A 22,931-nucleotide genomic window follows, 5' to 3' on the forward strand; every position below is an offset into this window, starting at 1 on the left:
GACTTCCCCTCCTGCTTGTATTACCCCATACAAATATTGAAGTTAACGGGATGATGGGCGTATTTGTAAAATGAAATTAGATGGCGGCCTCCCGCTAATAAACCGAAAAGTCACCATCCTTTTTTGTCAAATCAATATTTTCTTATTGTCTTCCCTCTTCACAATTCCTTCTGCTTTTCTGTCATAACCGACAAGACGTTATCCAATAAGTTCCGCAATTTATTAATTTCCGCAGCTGCATTAGAAAGATAATAATAATTCTTCGTACCTTCCCTCTGAATATCAACTATTCCAATTTGCTTCAGAATTTTTAGATGATGGGATACAGCGGGACGTGAAAGCTCCGTCACTTCTGTTAAATCAACCACACGCAACCCTTCACAGGCATGATCATTCAGTAAAGCAATAATAATAATTTGCCGTTTTTCATCTCCTAAAGCAATCAGAAAATCCTTTACTTCTTCAAATTCATCTTTTAATTTTTCTATTTCATTTGTTTTCATATAAATCCTCAATTCATTTAATTGATATAATCGTTTAAATTATTAAACCATTAAAAGGGTAAACAAGTCAACGCTGCTGGCTTGACTAACCGGCAAAAAACCTTTCCTGTCATCATTTAAATTTTTTAGTTGACATTTTTTAAGAATCCATCTATTATTCATTATTAGTTCAATCGTTTAATTATTTAAACCAATAAACCAAAAGGAGTTTCTTGCAATGAAAAATCAGATGAAAGCAATGCTTATTCATAAATACGGACAAAAAATCGTTCAGATGGAGCATGTACCTATGCCTGAAGTATCCAGTAACGATGTATTGGTAGAGATTCATGCTGCCAGCATCAACCCGGTTGATTTCAAAATCAGGGACGGAAAATTAAGACCGCTCATCAACTATAAGATGCCGCTGATTCTTGGAAATGATTTTTCCGGAACAGTTATTAAAACAGGAAAGAATGTAACAAAATTTAAAATTGGAGATCCTGTCTATGGGCGGCCAAGAAAATCAAGAATAGGAACTTTTGCTGAATATATTTCCGTTCACGAGGATGATATTGCATTAAAACCAGCAAATTTAACATTTGAAGAAGCAGCGGCTGTCCCTTTAGTCGGTTTAACTACCTATCAGGCTTTTCATGATATATTAAATCTGCAGCCAAAGGACAAGATTCTGATTCAGGCAGGCTCTGGAGGTATTGGAACCTTCGCAATCCAACTTGCCAAGGAGATGGGAGCTTATGTTGCTACCACAGCAAGTAATGCCGGAAAAAACTTAGTAGAAAGTCTGGGAGCTGACAGAGTGATAAACTATCGGGAAGAAAAATTTGAGGAAAAATTAGCAGATTATGATTATGTATATGACACCCTGGGCGGCGATGCTTTACGCAATTCTTTTAAAATCCTGAAACCCGGTGGAAAAATTGTATCAATTTCTGATGTTCCCAATGCCCGTTTCGGAAAAGAAAATAATTATTCTTTTTGGAAAACAATGGCTTTTAGATTCATTTCCAGGAACTTAACAAAGCTTGAAAAACAATACCAGGTCCAATATAACTTTTTATTTATGAAGCCAAGCGGTGAGCAATTAAACAAGATTAAAGAACTTATCGAGGCTGAGAAAATCAAACCATTGATTGATCAGGTATTTCCCTTTGGAGACACACAAAAAGCAATGGAATATTCAGAGACAGGGAGAGCGAAAGGAAAAATCATCGTTAAAATAAAGTAGACACTTTCTTTTTATGTGAAGGAGACAGGGAATCAAAGAAAATGTAATAGAATAGAAAAGCCCTGAATAGGAGACTTTTTCTATTCTATTACATAATTAAACTAGATCATAAAAAAATGAGAAGAATTTGGCATAAAAAAATTATTTATTAATTACTTAGCGTTTATATTAATCCTTTTCGGCATCATCCCGCATCACCCACAACATATTCTTTATATAAATCACGATAATAGGCATCCTTATTCATCAATTCATTATGAGAGCCTTTTGCACGTATCTCCCCTTTATCTAAGACAATAATATAATCTGCTTGTTTAATCGTAGAAGCTTTATGAGCAATAACCAATGTTGTCCGTTCATTTTTAAAGTTTAATAATACCTCCTGAATTTGTTCTTCTGATTGATAATCTAATGCAGATGTTGCCTCATCAAAAAGAAATATGGGAGCGTTACGCAATATTGCCCGGGCAATGGATATTTTTTGCCGCTGTCCTCCGGATAAACCTGATCCTCCTTCTCCTACTTCTGTGGCTAACCCATTAGGTAAATGATTCATCAGATCATCAAACTTTAGATTTTTTAATAGTGTTTTTATGTCTGATTCTTTCGCCTGTAAATTGCCATAACGGATATTTTCCAAAACTGTACCGGAGAATAAATATTGATCCTGGCTGACAAAAGAAAAATATTGCATTAGCTCTGCATACGTCATCTCATTCGTGTTTTTATTGTTAATCTTTATCATTCCAGTATAAGGGAAGAATCCCAGCAGCAACTTAAATATTGTTGATTTCCCCGATCCATTATGACCGACAATCGCAACAAATTGATTTTCTTTCACTTTCAAACTAATATCATTCAATATTTTCTTGCTTCCTTCGTCATAAGAAAAGCTCACTTTGTCTACAGAAATGTGATTACTCTCCAGAGATGAAGCAGTTAATGCTTCTGGAAGTGATGTAAATTGTCTTTTTTCCTTTAAAACACGGAATATCCGCTCACACGCCGATAAGGATTCCTGTGTTGTCCCCCAAACCTGTGCCAACCCGGAAAATGGCCATACAACGTGATTTAACAGTTGAATAAAAGCGAGCAGTGCTCCAATCGTGATTTCACCTATCAATATAAAATAAGCTCCCAAACCAAACGCAATCAGAAAGGTTAAAAATCCCACTGCCTGTGACGAGCCTTGTAAAGCAGCTTGTATTTTTCCTTTCTTCAAATCATAATTAAAAATTTTCTTTGTTAATCCTCCAAACTTTTCAGCTACTAGATTTCCTATTAAATAAGTTCGAATAAAAGGCATATTATTCATTGTTTCCTGTATATAGCTTTGACTTTGCGACACCTGCTCCTGTAACTCACCGGAAATTCTTCTCATCGATACACCAAAGATTTTTCCAATCAGGATAATTAACGGACCAATCAGACCACATATCAATGCCAGCTGCCATTGGATATTGATTAAAAATATAAAGGCGGCTATTGCGACAAGAGGTCCTTGTATTAGACTGACAAGTGTATTTCCCATCAAATCTCCTACAACATTCACATCATTAATTATCCTTGAAGAATTTTCCCCGGATTTTGTTTTACTGAAAAATTGCATTGGTAATTTCAAATAATGATCAAACAAGCGTAAACGCAGGTTATTTCTAACAAACGAAGCAATGTAATTTTTAATCAGCACATCAAAATAATTTTGTGCGAATGTAAATAATAATATGAGAATACCAATGATTAATATAAAGCGAAATTCTTTCGTATTGCCGCCTAAAGCTGAATCAGTAATGTTCATCATAAACCAGGGCAATGCTAAGTCTAAAAGTATTCCAGTAAATAAACAAACCATAAGCAATACATATGTAAACTTTTTCTTTTTTACATAAGCGAATAATTCTGAGTAAATTCCCTTCATCGTCCGGCCTCTCCTTTTCTATTAAATTGATAAAATACCCTGCAGCTGCTAATCATTGAATTATATTAGAATTTGACAGTTAAATTTACGTTCGATACCTCTAATACTAAGGATTTATAATATGTCATTAAACCCCATCCCTATGATTACACTTACATAATTAGATATTTCCTTTCTTTACAAACATTTCTATATTAACACTTTAACATTATAACGTTATTATTTCTATATACTTTTCAAAAAATTAATAAAATTAGGTTACTTATAAAAAAATTACTGCCCTTCTATCTTTTGAAATTTTATATAAAATCAGCTCAAAACTGTTCTTTACTTTCTAAATAAACTCATGTATTATATATCTAAATGATACATATCATATAGATATAAGGTGATGAAATGCAAAAATACAACGATACCACATATGCCATCCTCGGCATTTTAACAACCGACTGTCGTTCAGGCTATGAGATAAAACAATTCATCGATAATAGCCTGAACCATTTTTGGAAAATCAGCTATGGACAGATTTATCCGACATTAAAACGTCTGGAAGAAGAAGGCTTGGCGACTATTCAGGCAGCCTCCCAGGAAGGAAAGCCTGATCGTAAGGAATACTTCCTGACAGCGAAAGGAAAAGAAATATTAAAAGATTGGCTGGAAAAGCCTTTAAAGCAGTTGCCTATGGAACGAAATGAAGTATTGCTGAAGCTGTTTTTCGGGAGCCATCAGACAGAAGAACAAACCATTCGTCTCTTGGAGGATTATAAACAAAAATTAGTAAAAATTTATCAGACGTATGAAGGCATTGAAGAGGGAATAGCAAGCCATAACAATAATCAAAATGATGCAAAATATTGGCTGTTTACATTGGATTACGGAAAGCGGACAACTGCAGCTGCAATCGAATGGTGTGATACAACGTTAAAGGAAATATAACATTTTCAGGGGAGGAATCATCCATGGGTAAAAAAATATACACTGGCAGATATACGACAGAAAACGATCAGGATATTGTTGTTTTTATTATTGGGATGCGAATCAATAAAAGACTGGCTGTTCGAAAATGGGGACCTGTTTTCACTGCTATGCCCGGTATGATTAGAGAGCTTTATGAAAACCAGGAGGAGTTAGGATTTCTTTCTATGGAAAGCTATTTTGGTCTCCGCACCACCATTATGGTTCAATACTGGCGCTCTACAGAAGATTTGCTCGCTTATGCAAAAGGAAAAAAGCATCTTACTGCATGGCAGAATTTCAACAAAAAGGTTGGAGAAAATGATGCTGTCGGATTCTACCATGAAACTTATCAAATAAAGGCAGGAAGCTATGAATCCGTCTACCGGAACATGCCATTGTTCGGGATGGGAAATGCAAAAAAGCATATCCCCATCACCGCATCGCACAATTCTGCCCGTAAACGGCTTCAGGGTGTGAAGACGAATTAAACTAATTTCCTCTTCAACAAAATAAGCGCCAAAAACTGCATGCTTTTGGCGCTTATTTTTACGGTTAACTTTTATCTTTTTGTTCCGTTTTTTCTGTCTTATCCTCCATGATATCATTTGCCGTACTTTTAAACTCCCGCAAAGTTTCGCCTGCTGCCTTTCCAATCTCGGGTAACTTTTTCGGTCCAAAAATAATCAATGCTAGAACAACGATAAGAATTAATCCGGGAATTCCTATGTTTGCCAATCCCATCAGAGATCACCTCCAGCTCTCAATAAATTTTCAAGCATATTAAACCTGGCTCTTTTGACTCTTTGCTTCCACCAGCTGACCGCCATTTTTCAGAAATTCAATCATTCCTTCTGTTGCCCGATAGGTTAATGCTGCAGCCGTTGTTGTTGGATTAGTACAGCTGAAATGTGGAAAAGCGCTTGCTCCGCATACAAATAAGTTATCTATATCCCATGTCTGCAAATAACTATTTACAGCAGATGTTTCCAGATCGTCTCCCATAATTGCCCCGCCGCTGTTATGCTGGAAGGCAAGCCCTCCGGTGAAGTGCTCCGGCATTGGATAAGGCAGAATATGTGTTGCTCCCATCTCTTCTAAAATCTCAACATGCTTTTCTTGAATAAATTCATGTATTGCCCTGTCATTATCTGAATAATCCCATGTAATACGTATTAGTGGATCCCCGTTGGCATCTGTATAGGTTGGGTCCAGATCAAGATAATGATCCTGATAAGGGAGTGTAGCTTTTTGGCTGAATATCATAAGAAAACGATTTGCATAAAATAATGATTTCTCTTTAAATTCTTTCCCCCATTGTGGTGTACCCTCCGGCACTATATTATTCGCTACTGGAGCATTCCCGGTAATACGCGCTTCAATTTGGCCGCCATGCAGAAAGTCTAAGTCATGATGATCCAATAAATCCCCTGTATAATCTGTTATCGCCATTCCATATGCTCCGGTAGATATATAATTATTAAATTTTTCATTATCAAACAGCCCATGCGAAGATGTTACGCCATGGTGATCTGTGAAGTTTTTACCGATTACGCCTGTCCCATCTTCCGGGTTATAAGGAGTGCCAATTTCAGATAGCAGCAGCAGCCGGACATTATTAAATACGTAGCTTGTCAATACAACTAAATCTGCAGGCTGCTCGAATTCTTGCCCCGTTCTGGTATCTTCATATAAAACACCTGAAGCTTTTCCGTTTTCATGTAATACCCTAACAACCCTTGCATGTGTTCTCAATTCAAAATTGCCGGTTTTTTGTGCTGTCGGGATGACTGTCATAACAGGATCTGCTTTGGCGCCATATTCACAATAGTTACTTCCACAAAAGCCGCAATACTGGCAGGCATTTAATGTTTCTCCATCAGGGTTTGTATATTGTTCTGAAAGTGTGCCGCTGGGAATAACAAATGGACTATACCCCATCTTTTTAACGGCTTCCTCAAAAAGAAGCATTTGACGATTCTTTTTGAGAGGCGGTGTTGGATAATCATCCGAACGTTCTGGATAATTTGGGTCCGGTTCGCCAGAAATGCCTCCCATTTTTTCAAACTTATCATAATATGGTTCTAATTCGTCATAAGTAATTCCCCAATCCTGTAAAGTCATATTCTCGGGAATTTTATCTTCACCATACTTTTCAATTGTTTTGGAACGAATCTCAAAATCATATGGGTAATAACGATGTGTTTGTGCGCCCCAGTGACTTCCGCCCCCGCCGATACCTTCTCCTATAACAGCTGTCGATTTATCTCTAATTGGCCGGGCATCCTCATCAAGCGTATTTCTGACTGTATAGGTCTCATTAGTTAATTTTTCGTAGCCTTCTCCCCTTACCGGATAACGTACTTCATCATGTGTGTGGAGATAATCTTTAATATCCTTCTCTTTTCCTTTGTCAAGCCCTACCACCTTATAACCGGCCTTGGTAAGCTCTGCCGCAACAATTCCGCCCATCCAGCCGACACCAACAGTAACAACATCCACTTTATCTAATTTTTTCGCCATATTATCCCCCTTTTCTCACCTTACATATGGTCGCTTAAACTCATCGGTTCTTTTTTTACAAATTCATTTGCTTCCACGGTATCTACATACGACATATACGCTCCAGGAAATTCTCTCATCTTCCATCCTTCCATATCCTTATTGCCGCCATATAATGGATCTGCATAGCAACCCTCTAGTGTCAGCTGTCTTAACAGTGTAAAAAATCCAGCCGAAGAAACCAGATTCATTTCTATTTCTCCTGCCTCAAAGCTTTGTAAAATTTCAATCTGTACCTCTTCCTCTAAATTATCGAAAATATCTTTGTGTTTGGACTGGCTGACTTCATTCAATTTACGTAAACCAGTCAGCATGGTATCTCCACGATTTAAAGGAGATTCCCCCTCAAGGAATGGGCGTTTTCGATAGTCATCAGTATTTTTCCCCCATGGAGATGCTAATTGCTTATCAATATAATAGGGGGCACCCAAAGCGATTGCTCCGGGGCCATTTTCATCCTCCGGGAAAATGATTTCAGTCGCTGCAGCGAGTGTCAGTAAATCTTCACTTCTCGTAAAAAATTGCATCGCTTCTGTAAAAGTATTATGGGTGCCTGAACCATGATGATGATTATCCCCGGAGGCAGGCTCGTACTTCTCTGTTTTAAAAGGTTTACTTATAAAGCTTCCTAAAAGAATTCCGCCAACAATTCCGCCGGTTGTCATTCCTGCAGTCTTTATAAATTGACGTTTTGATAAATCTACTTCCTCTTGATTACCACTTACCTTCTTTTCGTTAGCATCCTTGTTTTCTGTCATGTGATTTTCCCCCTTTTATAATCACAATTTGAACTTATATTTCTGGAGTACCTCCTTTCAAGACAATAATAGGAAACAACTCTTCTATCTATATGATGTGTTTCTGTAATCATCGGAAAATACATCGGTGATGCTTTTCAAGAATATTTATTTGATTTTATGCAAATGGGAAAGCATAAAATTCCCAATATTCCAAAAAATAACATTATATTTGTTTCCACCTGCATTCATTTTAGCGAAAATATTCTATAAACACTTTTTTATTTTGCCCTTACGTCATGGTATAAATATGTATATGAATAATTTGTCTTATATATAACTGATGTTTCCATAAACATCTTTTCACTCTATTTTCTTCTCGCAAAAATATCGGTTAATTTCTCACCCCATTCGGATCTATATTGGATTTCAGCCAAATAATAGACTTGAGAATCAGCTAAGAAAGGATTAATATTTGTTTTCACGGGTACGTTATAATATGCAGGCTAAAAAATATAACTTTATGGAGGTTTTTTTATGTCTCATAAACAACATCAGCAGTTGATTGATGCACTGCAAGACTGCATTATTGCATGTAACCATTGCTATGATGCATGTCTTAAAGAAGAAGATATCCAAATGATGGCCGGCTGTATCCGCTTAGACCGGGAATGTGCGGAAATTTGTTCCTTTCTTGCACAAGCTTTATGCAGAGATACTCCTTTTGCCACGGAGCTGGCTTCTGTTTGTGCTTCCATTTGTGAAGCTTGTGGAAATGAATGTAAACAGCATGATCATGAGCATTGTCAGAAGTGTGCGGACGCTTGTTTTCAGTGTGCGGAAGCATGTAAAAGTATTGCTTGAATATATAAAAAAGAAGCAGCTCCTTGGACAGAGCTGCTTCTTTTTTATACTATTCCCGTTTAATAGTATCATCTCTAAAGAACAGGAAGCCGCCTAAAAACATGACGACACTGCCATTAGTTGTATCTTTCAAATAGGCAGCTGTTTCTGTCATTTAAATTTTGACGTCTATTCCAATGTCTTTCAGCTGGGATTGAATGACCTGATTAACCTTATTCAGCTGTTTCTCCACCGTCAACCGGTAAGTTTACGCCTGTGATGTAAGATGCTTTATCAGAGCATAACCATACTGCTGCGTTTGCTTGTTCCTCCGGTGTCCCCATACGGCCCATTGGAATATTCGCTTCATAAGCAGCTGCCTGTTCCACGGCTTCATTGCTCCAGGAAGCCACACTTTTCGTTTTGGTCATACCAGGACAAATCGAATTAACACGTACTCCTTTTTTACCAAATTCAAGGGCAACCGTTTTGGTAAGACCATTTACGCCCCATTTCGAGGACGTATAAGTAGCCAATCCAGGTGTACCGGCCAGTCCTCCTGTCGATGCAGTATTTACAATAGCACCGCCGCCAGTTTCAATCATAGCTGGAATTTCATGCTTAAGACAGAAATACATTCCATCCAGATTCACACCCATTGCCCGTTTCCAATGTGCTGTATCTGTCTCGGTTACCGGAGCTGTCGGTGCACCGATTCCAGCATTATTATGTGCCCAGTCTAACTGTCCATACCTTTCTACTGTTTGTTGCACTAGATTTTTAACATCCTCTTCATCTGCAACGTTACATGGAATAAAAGTGGCCTCTCCGCCTTTTTCTATAATTAATTGTACCGTTTCTTTCCCTGCTTCTTCAGAGATATCGGAAACAACTACCTTAGCACCTTCTTCAGCAAATGCAAGTGCACTCGCTCTGCCAATACCATTACCTGCTGCAGTTACAATTCCTACTTTATTTTCCATTAATCTGTTCATATCATAATCCCCCCTATTCTTATTTCATGTTCATCTATTTGAATTTATAATGCTGTAATTCCTCCATCAATCACAAATTCCGAACCTGTAGAATAGCTTGCTTCATCTGAAATTAAAAAGACAACCATATTCGAAACTTCTTCCGGCTGTGCAACACGACGCATCGGAATAGCTTTCTTCATCTGTTCGATAGCCGCTTTCGCATCTTCTCTATCCAGCATTGGTGTCTGAATAACACCCGGATGGACAGAATTCACACGAATATTATATGGTGATAATTCACGGCTTGCAGCCTTGGTCATACCGCGGACAGCAAACTTTGTATCTGTATAACCGATAGCGCCGCCGACAATACCGTTCATTGAAGAAATATTCACAATAGATCCAGTTTCTTGTTTTTTCATAATAGGAGCAATCAATTTCATTCCTAAAAATACCGAAACCTGATTAATATTTACGATTTTCAAATAGTTCTCTAACGATAACTCTTCAAGCGGGGTGTTGAATGTAATTCCAGCGTTATTTACCAGTCCGTCTACACGGCCCCATTTGGCTATTACGGTATCAATTACGTTTTTCCAATCCGCTTCGCTGGAAACGTCATGCTTCAGGAAAATGACCCCGTCACCTAATTCTTTTTCTGTTTGACGTCCACCCTCTTCATTCACATCTGTAATTACTACCTTGGCGCCTTCCTCCAATGCTCTTTTTGCATGTAATTTCCCCATGCCTTGTGCTCCGCCTGTAATAATCACTACTTTATCCTGTAATCTGTTCATGAAAAAACATCCCCTCAAATTTAATAAATTTTAATACTTCCTCCATCGACCATCAATGTTTTAGCTTCTTTATCTTTATTTTACAAGCATTATGAAGCTTTGACCCAGATGCGTTTTCATCCTAAGAGAGATTCGCTGGTCCGGCTATTCCAGCAGTTGAACATGATGAATTAATTTCTTTTGAATCCGCAGTAATTGCGAAATTTCCTCCTCGCTCAAAACTGCATACACTTCATTAAAGACATTCTGTCCCTGTTGTTGAGCTTCATTCAATAATGCTTTTCCCTTTTCTGTAATCGCAATTAAAATAACACGGCGGTCATTTTCTTGGGATTTTCTTTCTATATATCCATCCTTCACGAGTTTGCTTGTTATCCCAGTAATTGCTCCTGGCGTATAACCTATTTCTTTCGCCATTACGGAAAGCTGCTCTGACCCTTTTTCATGTAATTTCCACAAAAATACGATTTGTGAAATATTGATATTTTTATTGAATTTTTTCATAAATAAAGTCATCACTTTATCATTAAAAAGCTCCGTATTATGAATTAATTCAAAAAACGACGTCTCTTTCATAGCATCTCCTTCCCTGCTGATAATAATGATGTAAAATTTATGTTCATATATATTTTAGCCCTAAACTATTTATAAGTAAAATATTTTAATTCCATAAAAAATACTTGCAGAGAAATCTATTCACATTTTCTCTGCAAGTATTTAAAACCTGCTTAATCTATTATATTATTTATCTTCTGATCAACCCGTATTTACCAATCCTGCCGCTACACCATTAATCGTCAGTAAAACCTCAGTCACTAAATCTTCAGGAGGATTTTCTGTTTCTCTTAACTTTTGAATTAAATCCACTTGCAGGAAATTAAGTGGATCAACGTATGGGTTACGAAGGTGAACAGACCCTTGTATATTCGGCGTATGACTGAGCAGCTCCTGATTACCAGAAATTTGAAGGAGCGCTTTTCTTGTCCGATTATATTCATCGGCGATATCTTGATATATTCTATTTGCTACATCCGAATCCTCAACTAATTCCAAATATTCCTTAGCAGTTTTCATATCTGCTTTCATCAATGCCATTTGTAAATTATTAATGGTCACTTTGAAGAAAGGCCATTCCTTATACATCTTTTGTAAAGTTTCCAAATTACCTGCAGCATCTTCGATGAAAGATTGCAGACCTGTACCTGCAGCATACCAGGCAGGCAGCATGTATCTGGATTGTGTCCATGCAAATACCCATGGAATAGCTCTTAAGTCTTCAAAACGCTGACTGTTTTTTCTGCTCATCGGCCGTGAGCCAATATTTAAAGCACCTAACTCCGTCAAAGGGGTCGCCTGATTAAAAAACGTCAGGAAATCCGGATCGCCAAACACCAATGATTGATATTTTTTCAATGATTTTTTTGAAATGGATTCCATAATATTTTCCCACTCTTTTTGGCGCAATTCTTCTTGAGCAGGTGTATTTGAAACTTTGGCGGATCTTGTAAATAAAGCAGAAGCCGCCTGCTCCAAATTCCGGTAAGCAATATCTTCAAGAAGATATCTGGAAGAAAGCACTTCTCCCTGTTCTGTAATTTTCACACCATCCTCCAGAGTTTCTGCCGGCTGAGAGAGAATACTGGTACTCAACGAACCGCCACCACGTCCAAGTGAACCGCCGCGGCCATGGAAAAATTTCAAACGAATATGGTATTGTCTTGCTATATTATGGATTTCCTCCTGAGCTTTAAACAGATTCCAGTTTGCACTTAATGTACCACCGTCTTTACTTCCGTCCGAATAACCCAGCATAATTTCCTGGTGTTCTCCGCGTGCTTCTAATTGTTTACGATAAACATCTGTTTCAAATAATGTTTTCATAATATCCGGGCCTGCAATCAAGTCATCAATTGTTTCCAGCAATGGAGCGACATCAAGATCGCTTTCCACTGTTCCATCTGGATATAAACGATAAATTCCGGTTTCTTTGGCAAGTAATAATACTTCCAAAAGATCGCTCGGTGATTCAGACATACTGATTAAATAGACTTCGATAGCTCGTTTTCCAAATTCCTCGTGCGCTTTTTTAATTGTTCTGAAGACTTTCAAAATATTCTGTGTCTCTTTAGAATAACCGCCATCAAAAAGCAGCAATGGTCTCGGATCGTTTAAAACCTCACATAATACTTTTTGTTTATCTTTTTCTGTAAGCGAAGCGTAATCATCCGTAACATGAACGGCTGCCAGAATCTCATGCACAGCTGTTTCATGCTCTCCACTATGATTTCGTACATCCAATGTTGCTAAATGAAAGCCGAACAGCTCTGCTTGACGGATAACCTTTCGAATTGCTTTCAGTTTTTTTGTCTTCGGTAAATGTGCTTCGGCGCTTTCCTTAATTTCTTTGAGGTCTCGAACCAGGTCTTCTGGATCACGATAACCTTGTGCCGTTTTCCCTGTTTCACGCAAACGCTTTAGGATAATAGCAAATTTACGGCGATATACTTCCGATTTGATTGGCCATCTATCCTTCTCCGTTAAATAGCTATTCTCTTCTTTTTCCATTCTATCAATAAACTGCTGGTTGATAGATATACGGTCGCTGGATTGACTGAACCGTCTCATCAGCACGACAATAGAGGCTTCATATTTCTTCAAGATCAATTCCCGCTGCATCTTCAATGTCTTCCAAGTGATTTCTGGAGTTACATTTGGATTTCCATCCCGGTCTCCTCCAATCCAGGAACCAAAATGGATGAAATTAGGTACTTCCCAGTTTCCTTCTGGAATTTGCTTCTGCAGCTGTATTTCCATTTCCTGAAAGACATCAGGTAATGTTTCAAATAAGGTTTGATCAAAATAATAAAGACCATTTTTCACTTCATCCAAAACTCCCGGCTTCTTTTGCCGCAGTTCATTGGTATGCCATAATGCAGTGATCTCATTAAACAGACTTTCTTCCACATCTGCCTTCTCTCTTTGCGAGGTCTGTGGATTATCCAATGTCCGCAAATGTGCTGATATACGTTTTTGTATTTCTAACACAGTCCGCTTCGTCGCCTCTGTCGGATGTGCCGTCATAACCAGTTCAATGGACAAGTCATTCAGTACCTCTTGAATCCCTTCATTTGTAAGGCTGCTTTCTTTTACTTTCGAGACCGCTTTTTCAATAGAAAAAGATTGACTGGTTTCCTCGTCCAGCAGATACTGGCGTTGGCGCCTGATTCTGTGATTTTGCTCTGCAATATTAATTAAATGAAAATAGATAGAAAAAGCACGGATTACTTGCTGACGTAAAGGCGGCTTTAAACTGCTGATTTCGGTTTTTAAGGTCTGATATGTACCTTCATCGAATTCATTTCGGATACTTTTCGTCATTTCCCGAATCGTCTCAACTTTATCAAATAACTCTATGCCTCCGTGCAGCTTTAAAACTTCCCCTAATATATTGCCAAGCATATTAACATCATTTCGCAATGAGGCATTTTTATCGATTGTTTCTGCCATGTTGTTCCCTCCTATTGTTCCATTAGCGTAAAAATATCATAACATCTTTTTAAAAAAATTGATAAATTATAGGTGTGTAAGGGGTTATTTACCACCCCGGATCATTATCTTTTATAGCGGTCGTTCCTGCTTCCCTCTATATGATTTGTGATGCGGATATTCTGAATTTCAGCTAATAAATCTCTTCCCTAATACAGGAATCTGAAACATGTTCGGGCTGAACCATAAGGAAAGTCCCAAGCATTCCCTTATGAAATCCAAGGTTTTCATTTCCCTAGTTGAAAATATCCCGACAAAAATCAAAAACAGATTATGAATTACCGGAGTTATTTTTGCACCTTCTCATATTTTATTGATAGAATTCTTTCAATTCATTTATATATGCACTGAAATGGCTGAGAAAAGGCTTAGGAGATAACACTCTTATGAATTTCCCATAACCGAGAAGTTTATTATATCCATTAAAAAGCAAAGTGCGCAATATAACGGTAAAGAAATTTTGGAGGTTCTTTTGAATGGGAATCCTGTGAATGCAAAGGTGGAATTGTGGGTTCCCGTCCTTGACTAATGAATAGAAAAACGGGCTCTTGTAAAATATAATAAACCCCAAAAGAAGATATTAAATCCTTTTGGGGAACTATCCTGCAACGTTTATTAGCTTATCCTTTGTCAATTATAATTTACCAGTTAACAATAATTCCAACTTTATTTTTTGAATAATTAGCTTAAATTAGAGAAACAGTTTCATTTCCAGATAAAAAACATTCTAAATAACCAAAAGGCCTCTCCCTTCTAAAGGGAAAGACCTGCTACATTCCGTCATCGCTCTACTATTATTCTACAGAATATCTAACCTGTTTAAAAGTGACGATATCTCCTGTTTCTTCATCGTTACTTGTTTGGAGCAATTGAACTTTAGGATCGTAATCTGTTCTGAGCGCATCTTTAATATCACTGATATCCAACGTATATACTTCATTGTTTTTAATGTTGCCCTCAAAAACAGTCTCATTTGCCACAGTAATAAAAGTATTTTTCTCCTCATTGATATCCGTCATCTTGATTTTAATTTCTGTATCTCCATCCGTGATGATTGGAGTCTCTAATTCAAGTGTTCCTTCACCCGTATCGCTATTTAATGCAACTTCCTCCTCTGCTCCTAATAGTTCTTCTGAATTTAAAATCTCTGAGCAGCCTGTTAAAGCGGTAAATGCGATAATAATAGCTAGAAATCTTCCTGCAAATTTCATTTTTTCCCCTCTTTTCTGTATAAATGATATCTTTAATTTTATCGGATGAAAAAAATGGTACAATACGCCTCTGGACATATTTACATAAATCAGGGAAAAGACAGGAAAACACCTGCTCTTTAGCAGGTGCTTTGCCATTATTATTCACTATTTTTCTGAGACTGCTGATTCTGTGCACTTACATCTTCAAAATTGGTATCACTATATATTTCGGTTCCATGTCCTCCTGTTGTTCTAGCTATAAATTCCTTCGCCTCATTATAAGACATACCTGAATTTTTATTTGCTTTTTTCACAGCCTCTATGTCTGTGCCTGCAGCTGTCAATTCACTATCCTTCTTTTCTGGCATCGATATCCCTCCTGCTTGATTTCTTTTTATGTTGTCCATTAGGAATGTTTTTAGCCAGAATGAATTCATTTAACACTTATTTATTCTTAGGATAATAAGAAAATCCAGGATATTTCACAACAGGCCATTTTTCCTTGCGCAGCGAATCTATGAATTCGGTACCCACGTTTAAATTACTTTGGACCAGTTCTTCAGGTGTTAATGCCAGCCATTGATTCAGCGACACATCAGCAAAGCGGCTGCTCTTAAACATTTCTAAAAACCATAATGTTTCCTTCCCTGTATTCTGAATGTAGTGTCCATTAGCGAAAGGGACATATCCGACATCGCCGGCACGATAATCAAATGTACGTGCGGCTCCCTCTCCGTTAAATACTGTCATTCGCCCTTGTCCGGCAAGGTAATATTGCCATTCATCCTGATTAGGATGCCAATGAAGCTCTCTCATTCCTCCCGGTTCTACCTCAACAAGTGCCGCTGCAATTGTTTTGGAAATAGGAAAATTGGAACTATCAACAATACGTACACTTCCACCTGGTGTTTTAATTGGTGTTTGCTTTAAGAGCTCGTGCTTAAAGGTTTGAGGGACTTCTCCATATGGGGACTGAACTTCCTGACTTTCCAATGAACCGGGTACTTTCCCTTGGAATATATAAAGTTCATCGGAAGGAATGTCTTGAAAAGTACTTTCTGGCACACCAAAATTAGCCGATAAAACATCTTTCGGTGTATGCGCAAACCAATTAGAAAGAGATAAGGTATTTTGGTCAGAAAAATTTCCATCATCAAAGACAAGCAGAAATTCACAATGCTCCAAGCCTTGAATGGAATGCGGAATCCCTGGAGGAAAGTACCAAAGGTCTCCAGGACCAACATCTGCAATGAAATTCCGACCATCCTGATCAACAGCCGTTATCCGCGCGCTCCCCAATAACATATAAGACCATTCAGCTTCCTGATGCCAGTGAAGCTCACGAACACCGCCAGCTGTCAGGCTCATATTTACTCCTGCAAGTGTAGTAGCAGCTGGAAGCTCCCTCGCAGTAACCTCCCGGGACCATCCTCCCTTTTTTAATTTCATGGAGGTATCAGAGAATGAGAATTTTAAGTTAGGAAGCAATCCTGTATCCGTAGAGGGCGGGACAAACATATCAGGATTTTGTATATCCCGCATAATATTACGTGGTCCTGAATCAATTGCGCCGGCTCCATCACTCCGAATAGGCTGTGGCACATTTCCATTCCATTGGTTAACAGTTCGATCTTCCATCAAAAGCACCTCTTTTATTGGTTAATACAGGAGAAAAACCTTCTAACATAGACTTATGCCTAACCTTTCCTGTATGTGCCTATGGATAAAGCAATGGAAGCTGACTAATTTTAATAACGCTTTAAACTACAATGTGATTTTTAAAGAAATAACAATCCCCTTCTATTTTTTTATAACTTCCTGAGAAACACTTACTGTAGACTGCTGGTTTTGAACTGTAATGAACTTCCCGGCAGTTCCAAAATAAGAAACTGTGAACATATTCCGCATCTGAAGCTTTGAAAGAATTATTTCATGGTAGGACTCCAATGCTGAGCCAGCTGAGAGTATAATTTCTTTCCTCTTTCCGCAGGTATCATTTTCCTCGCTGCTCTGGAAAATACGCAGCAACTTTAGCCAATAGACTTTCATTTGATTCAAATTTGTCACACTTCCTACATATATTGCTCATTATTTCACAAATACTTCACGAAGTCACACAACATTCCATGATATAATTATTGTGAAATAGATCACAAGAATATACTAGGAGGTTTTATAATGAGATTCAAGCTGATTTTAATGTCCTTTTTATCCCTGTTACTGGTAGGTTTTTTGGCCGCATGCGGCTCGAATGACGAGGATCAGGCTGATGAAAATGCAGCAAACGATACGGAAGAGACAGAAGGTGCAGAAGATACAGAAGAAGATGTCGTAACAACAGCCTCATTGGTTAATGAACCAGATGCCTTTGTCAATGCCGTCAGCGAAGATGGAACATGGATTATTGCGGCGCTTGATGATATCGCAATAGATGAGGATGTAGTGGTCGCCGGTGAATTCTACGATAAGGATGACGAATCTGGTGATATTTATCGTAAAATTGCACCGTATACACAAGACGAAGATCATAACATTACAGATTCGTTTACCATTACAGTTCCAAGCCTTACTGTACAGAGTGAAAACTTGAATTTCCAAGGCGGTACATTACAGGGTGATGTGATTGTCGAAGCAAATGGTTTTATGCTTGATGAAACAGCTACCATTGACGGAAATTTAAAATTTGCTAATGAAGAAGCAGAAAGTTCAGCTACTATTGATGGCGAAGTTACAGGCGAAATCGAATAATAACAGAAAGCTTATTATTGATTGAGCCTTGGCTCCCTCTCCGATTCAAATCGAAATAACTCATACCACGCTAATAAAGCGGGCAGGCCAAAGCTTGTCCGCTTCATTTATGTACTTCCGTTCTTATCAAATGCTCCCCCTATTACATGACGAAGCCCCCTCTCCATTCCAAACCAGAGATGGGGCCCCCGTCATGTAGTCTTATTTTGTTTCTGCTGCAATCAATGAAAGTGATGTCCTTCTGTCCTTAGGATAAATAAGATAACTGCCAGCAGCACCATGGCAAAAAGTGCGGCTATATCTGTTTTCTGCCACTGCAAGCGGCGAAAGGACGACCTTGGATTGTTGGACTGGTAACCTCTTACCTCCATCGCATTAGCCATATCCTCTGCCCTCCCCAGAGAACTGACGAATAAAGGAACAAAAATAGGAACAATTTTCTTTATCTGCTGAGGCAGTGATCCTTCGCCAAATACCGTGCCTCTAGCACGTTGCGCGTCCATTACCTTCTGTGTTTCATCCAGTATAATTGGAATAAAACGAAGCGCTATTGCCAGCATAAGTGATATCTCATCAACTGGCAGCTTCAGCCGTTTTAATGGTTGAAGCAGATAATTAATTGCATCCGTTAAATCAATTGGTTTTGTGGTCAGGGTTACTACGGTTGAGACAAAGATAATCATAGTAAAGCGGCTGAATATATATAAACCATTTATTAATCCAAATGATGAAATCGTAATCGGTCCCCAATCAATATAGATTTCGCCGCCTGCGGTAAACAGTACCTGCAGTGATACTGTAAACAAGATCAACCATATTAATGGCCTGACTCCCCGTAGATATATACGGATAGATACACCCGATAACTTCATCATCGTAAAGGTAAAAAGCCAAAGTACCAAATATGTTATCCAATTGTTGGCGATAAACAAGATAAAAATAAAAGAAATTCCTGCCAGTAATTTAGCTCTCGGATCAATACGATGCAGAAGCGAACCCCCTGGAAAATAACGTCCTAAGATTAATTTATTCATGCCAATCCCGCCTCTATTAAAGCATCTGCCAGCTTATCAAGTGTCAGACAGATTCGTGGTAACCTCACATTTGCTTCCTGTTCTATCCTTATTTGCAGTTTTCTGGCCTGCGGTAATTCCAGACCCCATTGATGAATCGCTGTCATCTCAGAAAATAATCTCTCCGGCTCATCCTGAAAAACAATTCTGCCTTCGTCCATTACGATGACTTCATCTGCGTATAAAGCCACATCGTCCATATCATGGGTAACGAGCAAGGTTGTCAAACCGCGTTCTTTATGCCAGGCATGAAGAAGATCCATCACTTCTTTTTTCCCTTTTGGATCAAGCCCTGCGCCTGGTTCATCCAAAACAAGGATATCCGGGCGCATCGCCAAAATCCCGGCCATTGCCACATATCGTTTTTGCCCGCCTGACAGAGCAAATGGCGACTTGGACAATATGGTGGCATCTAAACCAACACGCTCGATAACCTCCAGAGCAATCTCTTTTGCTTCTGCTTTCGGAACGCCAAAATTCATCGGTCCAAACATAATATCTTTTTCAACGGTTTCAGCAAACAATTGCGACTCCGGAAATTGAAAAACCATTCCCACCTTTCGACGCGCTTCCTTCACTGATTGCTTCGCATTTTCCGATGTAATCATTATTTCCCCGATTGAAACTTGCCCTTTTACCGGAACAAGCAGTCCATTCATCAGCTTCAGTAAGCTTGATTTTCCCGAGCCTGTTTTTCCCACTACTGCCGTAAAGGATCCTGATTTTATTGTTGTACTGATAGATTTTAATATTTCAGGACTTCTAATCGGTCCTGCCTGGTAATCTGCCGTTACTTGCTGAAGATTTATCTGCATAGCCACCACACCATTTCATCTTCTGTCATATACTTATCAGGTATGGTACTTCCCTGTTTTTTTAATTTTCTCCTCAAAGCTTCTATGAATGGAACATCTAACCGCTCTTCCCTTTGAAAAATCTGACCAGGCTTGCCTATTTCCATCACTTTTCCTTTTTTTAAAACTAATATTCTATCAGCTGCTGCCGCTTCATTCATATCATGCGTAATCGAAATAATGGTCAGTTGGTGCTGTTTCCGCAATTCATCCAATAGGCTCATGAAACCCCGTCTGCTTTTGGGATCGAGCATAACCATTGCCTCATCTAGTACGATAATGTCAGGATGTAATGCTAATAGCCCGGCGATTGCCACACGCTGCTTTTGCCCTCCTGATAAGCGGGAAGGGTCATAATCTGCATAGTCGGTCATACTAACCATTGCTAACGCTCTATCTACCCGCTGCTTCATTTCGTCATAAGGCATATTCTGGTTTTCCAAGGCAAATGCCACGTCATCCTTAACTGTAGTTCCAATAAATTGATTTTCCGGATTTTGAAATACCAGTCCTATCTGATTGCGAAGCTCCCATTTCGTTTCCTCCTTCAGTTCTATGTCATTAATATAGATTCTTCCAGAGGATGGCATACGCAGACCAACTAGTAAACTGGCTAACGTCGACTTTCCAGAACCATTATGTCCTACAACAGCCAGCCACTCTCCACGCCGGGCCGTAAAGGAAAGATCTGCAATGGTATGCTCCTGTTTTTGCAGGTTATAATGAAAGGTTACATTTTCTACTTTGATACAGTGCATTGACATTTCCCCCACCCCCTCTCTCTCCAATATTACAGAATGACGGATATAAGTAAGGTAATAGCCATCGTTCCATTTACAAGCATCATATTTTTCAAAGATAATGGAAAAGTTTCCAGCTTGCTTTGTTTTTGCCGGAATTGCCTGATACTTTTTGTAATCGGAATCAGAACCAGACAGACAAGTAATACATAAACAGGAAGTACTTGAAGCAGCACAGCACCTATAATCGCTGCAAACGTAAGCAGATAGAGCAGCTGAAATAGCATTAGTGCGTTTTTTTTGCCGATATAGTAAGGAAGGGTAAAGCGTTGATTGGCAATATCCTCTTCCAGATCACAGATATTATTTGCCAGCATGATATTAGCAATGGTCAGCATACATGGAAGGGAAACCAGTAAAATCTCCAGCAGTAAAAGAACATTCATTTCAAAAGTAAGCGTGTATCCGCTAAAGCCAAAATGCGCAATCCCCTGATCCGCAGCATTTACATAGATAGCCAGAAAGGTAATACCCAGCCCCATTGTTACACCGGAAAATACTTCTCCAAGTGGCATACGGGACAGTGGAATAGGGCCAAATGTATAAAAAATACCGACTCCAAAACAAAGCATGCCGATAATCAGTACAAATAAATCTGTACGGAATACGAGCCAAATTCCTAACAGAGAAGCTATCGTCAGCATAGTAATAATGGTCGTCACGACAACCTTTTCAGAAATATTCTGCTGTCCGATAATATTAGATTTCCTGCGATATTCATCACTCAGTGCCTTCTTATAATCCATGTAATTATTAATCGCTGTTGTTGTTAAATCAAACAGCAGCATGGCACTAAAGAAGATAGCTGTATTCAGTGGTTCAAATACATCATAACGATAAATAACAAATAATAGTCCAATTAGAAACGGAAACAAACTTGCTAATTTGGTACGTATTTCTACCAGCTTCAAAAAAGTGGGCAGTGTCATCACAGCCAGCTCCCTCTCATCTATTCTATTAATGTAAAGTCCTCATCTGTCAGTTCAAAATTATCAACTAATCCATCCGTAATATATACGCTTTTATCCTTCATCACGAAGATAGCTTCTGCACCATCGAAATCCTGAATAAATTCAATGCCTTCTTCCAGACCCTTTGAAAACAGTAATGTGGAAAGTCCATCTCCATCCACCGAATGGTCACTGACAACAGAAACACTGGCAAGTTCACCCTCAAATGGATATCCAGTCTTTGGATTCAATAAATGATGATATATTTCACCGTCCACTTCTAAATAACGCTCATAAATCCCTGAAGTAACGATAGATTGATCTGTTGCTGTTAATCTGCCGACTGTCTCCCCTTTTCCCGAGAAAGGATTTTGGACGCCGACTACCCAGGGATCGCCTGATGTTTGATTCCCCATCACGTAGATGTTTCCTCCTAAATCAATGACAGCTGTTGTAACACCTTCCTCATCTAACAGCTCCATTACTTCATCAGCTATATACCCTTTAGCAATGGCTCCTAAATCTAATCGCATGCCTGTCTCCTTCAGCATAACTGTTTGCTCCGCTTCATCCAGTTCTATTTTTTCATAATCAATCAGCGGCAGTATATCATCAAGTTCATCCTGTGACGGCTTCCTGGCATCCTCCATGCCAATATTCCAAAGGCTGGTTAACGGGCCGACAGCAATATCAAATGAACCCTCAGCCATTTCACTGTAATGCTTACCTTGATCAATAACCTGCCACACATCCTCCGACACATGAACAGGTTCTATTCCTGCCTGTTCATTAATTTCAGCAACCTCTGAACCATTTTCATTAGCTGTCATTTGCTGCTCCAGCTCTTCAATTCGATCAAAGACCTTATTTAATACCGATTCTTTACCCTCGTCATAGATCTTGATCGTTACAACTGTTCCTAATAAGAATTCTGTTTCGCTATATGGATTTTTGATTAATGGTGATTCATCATCTGCTGAATCGGCACTTGTGGAACAGCCTGCGGTGACCAGTATAATCAGCATCATCATAGTACAAATTTGTTTCTTCATTGCCATGCCTCCCTTATTCTTATAAATTGACATTAACATGATAAACATCATTATATTTGTGAAATAAATCACATTTATTTACATCAGTTAAAATGTGAAATATTTCACAATATTATATGTCAATTGTATAATTTATATCGTATCATGTCTATAAAAAATACAAATAAATCTCTTTATATCATTGACTTTGTCATTA

General features: G+C 38.5%; 23 protein-coding genes. 5 read left to right on the forward strand and 18 right to left on the reverse strand.

What is annotated here, in order from left to right:
- Positions 1-158: 158 nt before the first annotated feature.
- Positions 159-503, reverse strand: coding sequence for an ArsR/SmtB family transcription factor (locus IEX29_RS04000; RefSeq protein WP_188733230.1), 345 nt, complete (start codon positions 501-503; stop codon positions 159-161).
- Positions 504-732: 229 nt separating this feature from the next.
- Here IEX29_RS04000 and IEX29_RS04005 point away from each other — a divergent pair, with 229 nt between their 5' ends.
- A complete protein-coding gene (locus tag IEX29_RS04005; protein ID WP_188733449.1) occupies positions 733-1,731 on the forward strand; it encodes an NADP-dependent oxidoreductase in 999 nt (332 codons plus the stop codon).
- Positions 1,732-1,915: 184 nt separating this feature from the next.
- Here the strand turns inward: IEX29_RS04005 and IEX29_RS04010 are convergent, their stop codons facing one another.
- A complete protein-coding gene (locus IEX29_RS04010) occupies positions 1,916-3,649 on the reverse strand; it encodes an ABC transporter ATP-binding protein (protein ID WP_188733231.1) in 1,734 nt (577 codons plus the stop codon).
- 396 nt (positions 3,650-4,045) lie between these two features.
- Between IEX29_RS04010 and IEX29_RS04015 the strand changes: the two genes are divergently transcribed.
- Together IEX29_RS04015 and IEX29_RS04020 are read left to right on the forward strand one after the other, a co-directional pair.
- Positions 4,046-4,585 carry a PadR family transcriptional regulator gene (locus tag IEX29_RS04015; protein ID WP_188733232.1) on the forward strand — a complete coding sequence of 180 codons (540 nt, stop codon included), beginning with the start codon at positions 4,046-4,048 and terminating at the stop codon, positions 4,583-4,585.
- 23 nt (positions 4,586-4,608) lie between these two features.
- Positions 4,609-5,094: a DUF4188 domain-containing protein gene (locus IEX29_RS04020; protein ID WP_188733233.1), complete on the forward strand. Its 486-nt coding sequence runs from the start codon at positions 4,609-4,611 to the stop codon at positions 5,092-5,094.
- 64 nt (positions 5,095-5,158) lie between these two features.
- On the opposite strand, the gene IEX29_RS04025 is transcribed toward IEX29_RS04020, so the two are convergent.
- The 3 genes from IEX29_RS04025 to IEX29_RS04035 are packed head-to-tail and all read right to left on the reverse strand — an operon-like array spanning position 5,159 to position 7,923.
- Positions 5,159-5,347, reverse strand: coding sequence for a twin-arginine translocase TatA/TatE family subunit (locus tag IEX29_RS04025; RefSeq protein ID WP_188733234.1), 189 nt, complete (start codon positions 5,345-5,347; stop codon positions 5,159-5,161).
- A gap of 39 nt (positions 5,348-5,386) precedes the next feature.
- Positions 5,387-7,126 (reverse strand): GMC family oxidoreductase, encoded by a 1,740-nt coding sequence (locus IEX29_RS04030; protein WP_188733235.1) that lies wholly within the window; start codon positions 7,124-7,126, stop codon positions 5,387-5,389.
- A 20-nt stretch (positions 7,127-7,146) separates the two neighbouring features.
- Positions 7,147-7,923 carry a gluconate 2-dehydrogenase subunit 3 family protein gene (locus tag IEX29_RS04035; RefSeq protein WP_188733236.1) on the reverse strand — a complete coding sequence of 259 codons (777 nt, stop codon included), beginning with the start codon at positions 7,921-7,923 and terminating at the stop codon, positions 7,147-7,149.
- Positions 7,924-8,439: 516 nt separating this feature from the next.
- Here IEX29_RS04035 and IEX29_RS04040 point away from each other — a divergent pair.
- Positions 8,440-8,766, forward strand: coding sequence for a four-helix bundle copper-binding protein (locus tag IEX29_RS04040; RefSeq protein WP_188733237.1), 327 nt, complete (start codon positions 8,440-8,442; stop codon positions 8,764-8,766).
- A 212-nt stretch (positions 8,767-8,978) separates the two neighbouring features.
- On the opposite strand, the gene IEX29_RS04045 is transcribed toward IEX29_RS04040, so the two are convergent.
- From IEX29_RS04045 to IEX29_RS04080, 8 genes are all read right to left on the reverse strand, one after another.
- Entirely contained in the window at positions 8,979-9,740 is a 762-nt protein-coding gene (locus IEX29_RS04045; RefSeq protein WP_188733238.1) for an SDR family NAD(P)-dependent oxidoreductase, read from the reverse strand.
- Between the two features lie 44 nt (positions 9,741-9,784).
- Complete coding sequence (locus IEX29_RS04050; protein WP_188733239.1) at positions 9,785-10,519, reverse strand: glucose 1-dehydrogenase; 735 nt, start codon at positions 10,517-10,519, stop codon at positions 9,785-9,787.
- A 144-nt stretch (positions 10,520-10,663) separates the two neighbouring features.
- Positions 10,664-11,095, reverse strand: a complete 432-nt coding sequence (locus IEX29_RS04055) for a MarR family winged helix-turn-helix transcriptional regulator (protein WP_188733240.1) — start codon at positions 11,093-11,095, stop codon at positions 10,664-10,666.
- Positions 11,096-11,275: 180 nt separating this feature from the next.
- Positions 11,276-14,026 carry a phosphoenolpyruvate carboxylase gene (gene ppc / locus IEX29_RS04060; RefSeq protein WP_188733241.1) on the reverse strand — a complete coding sequence of 917 codons (2,751 nt, stop codon included), beginning with the start codon at positions 14,024-14,026 and terminating at the stop codon, positions 11,276-11,278.
- An 833-nt stretch (positions 14,027-14,859) separates the two neighbouring features.
- Complete coding sequence (locus IEX29_RS04065; protein WP_188733242.1) at positions 14,860-15,276, reverse strand: hypothetical protein; 417 nt, start codon at positions 15,274-15,276, stop codon at positions 14,860-14,862.
- Between the two features lie 140 nt (positions 15,277-15,416).
- Complete coding sequence (locus IEX29_RS04070; protein WP_188733243.1) at positions 15,417-15,626, reverse strand: gamma-type small acid-soluble spore protein; 210 nt, start codon at positions 15,624-15,626, stop codon at positions 15,417-15,419.
- 76 nt (positions 15,627-15,702) lie between these two features.
- Positions 15,703-16,896 carry an oxalate decarboxylase family bicupin gene (locus IEX29_RS04075; RefSeq protein ID WP_188733244.1) on the reverse strand — a complete coding sequence of 398 codons (1,194 nt, stop codon included), beginning with the start codon at positions 16,894-16,896 and terminating at the stop codon, positions 15,703-15,705.
- Between the two features lie 162 nt (positions 16,897-17,058).
- Entirely contained in the window at positions 17,059-17,316 is a 258-nt protein-coding gene (locus IEX29_RS04080; RefSeq protein ID WP_188733245.1) for a hypothetical protein, read from the reverse strand.
- A 120-nt stretch (positions 17,317-17,436) separates the two neighbouring features.
- Here IEX29_RS04080 and IEX29_RS04085 point away from each other — a divergent pair, with 120 nt between their 5' ends.
- Positions 17,437-18,006 (forward strand): hypothetical protein, encoded by a 570-nt coding sequence (locus IEX29_RS04085; RefSeq protein WP_188733246.1) that lies wholly within the window; start codon positions 17,437-17,439, stop codon positions 18,004-18,006.
- 221 nt (positions 18,007-18,227) lie between these two features.
- Here the strand turns inward: IEX29_RS04085 and IEX29_RS04090 are convergent, their stop codons facing one another.
- From IEX29_RS04090 to IEX29_RS04110, 5 genes are read right to left on the reverse strand one after another with little or no spacing between them, the layout of a single operon-like run.
- Positions 18,228-19,040 carry an energy-coupling factor transporter transmembrane component T family protein gene (locus tag IEX29_RS04090; protein ID WP_188733247.1) on the reverse strand — a complete coding sequence of 271 codons (813 nt, stop codon included), beginning with the start codon at positions 19,038-19,040 and terminating at the stop codon, positions 18,228-18,230.
- On the reverse strand, positions 19,037-19,894 hold the full coding sequence (locus tag IEX29_RS04095; RefSeq protein WP_188733248.1) for an energy-coupling factor transporter ATPase: 858 nt from the start codon (positions 19,892-19,894) through the stop codon (positions 19,037-19,039). The genes IEX29_RS04090 and IEX29_RS04095 overlap by 4 nt, the downstream gene beginning before the upstream one ends.
- Positions 19,885-20,697 carry an energy-coupling factor transporter ATPase gene (locus IEX29_RS04100; protein WP_188733249.1) on the reverse strand — a complete coding sequence of 271 codons (813 nt, stop codon included), beginning with the start codon at positions 20,695-20,697 and terminating at the stop codon, positions 19,885-19,887. The genes IEX29_RS04095 and IEX29_RS04100 overlap by 10 nt, the downstream gene beginning before the upstream one ends.
- Positions 20,698-20,723: 26 nt before the next feature.
- Positions 20,724-21,662: a 1,4-dihydroxy-2-naphthoate polyprenyltransferase gene (gene menA / locus IEX29_RS04105; RefSeq protein WP_188733250.1), complete on the reverse strand. Its 939-nt coding sequence runs from the start codon at positions 21,660-21,662 to the stop codon at positions 20,724-20,726.
- A gap of 20 nt (positions 21,663-21,682) precedes the next feature.
- Positions 21,683-22,735 carry an FAD:protein FMN transferase gene (locus tag IEX29_RS04110; RefSeq protein WP_188733251.1) on the reverse strand — a complete coding sequence of 351 codons (1,053 nt, stop codon included), beginning with the start codon at positions 22,733-22,735 and terminating at the stop codon, positions 21,683-21,685.
- Between the last annotated feature and the right edge of the window lie 196 nt (positions 22,736-22,931).

It is taken from the genome of Oceanobacillus neutriphilus, from assembly GCF_014645515.1.
Classification (GTDB): domain Bacteria; phylum Bacillota; class Bacilli; order Bacillales; family Amphibacillaceae; genus Oceanobacillus; species Oceanobacillus neutriphilus.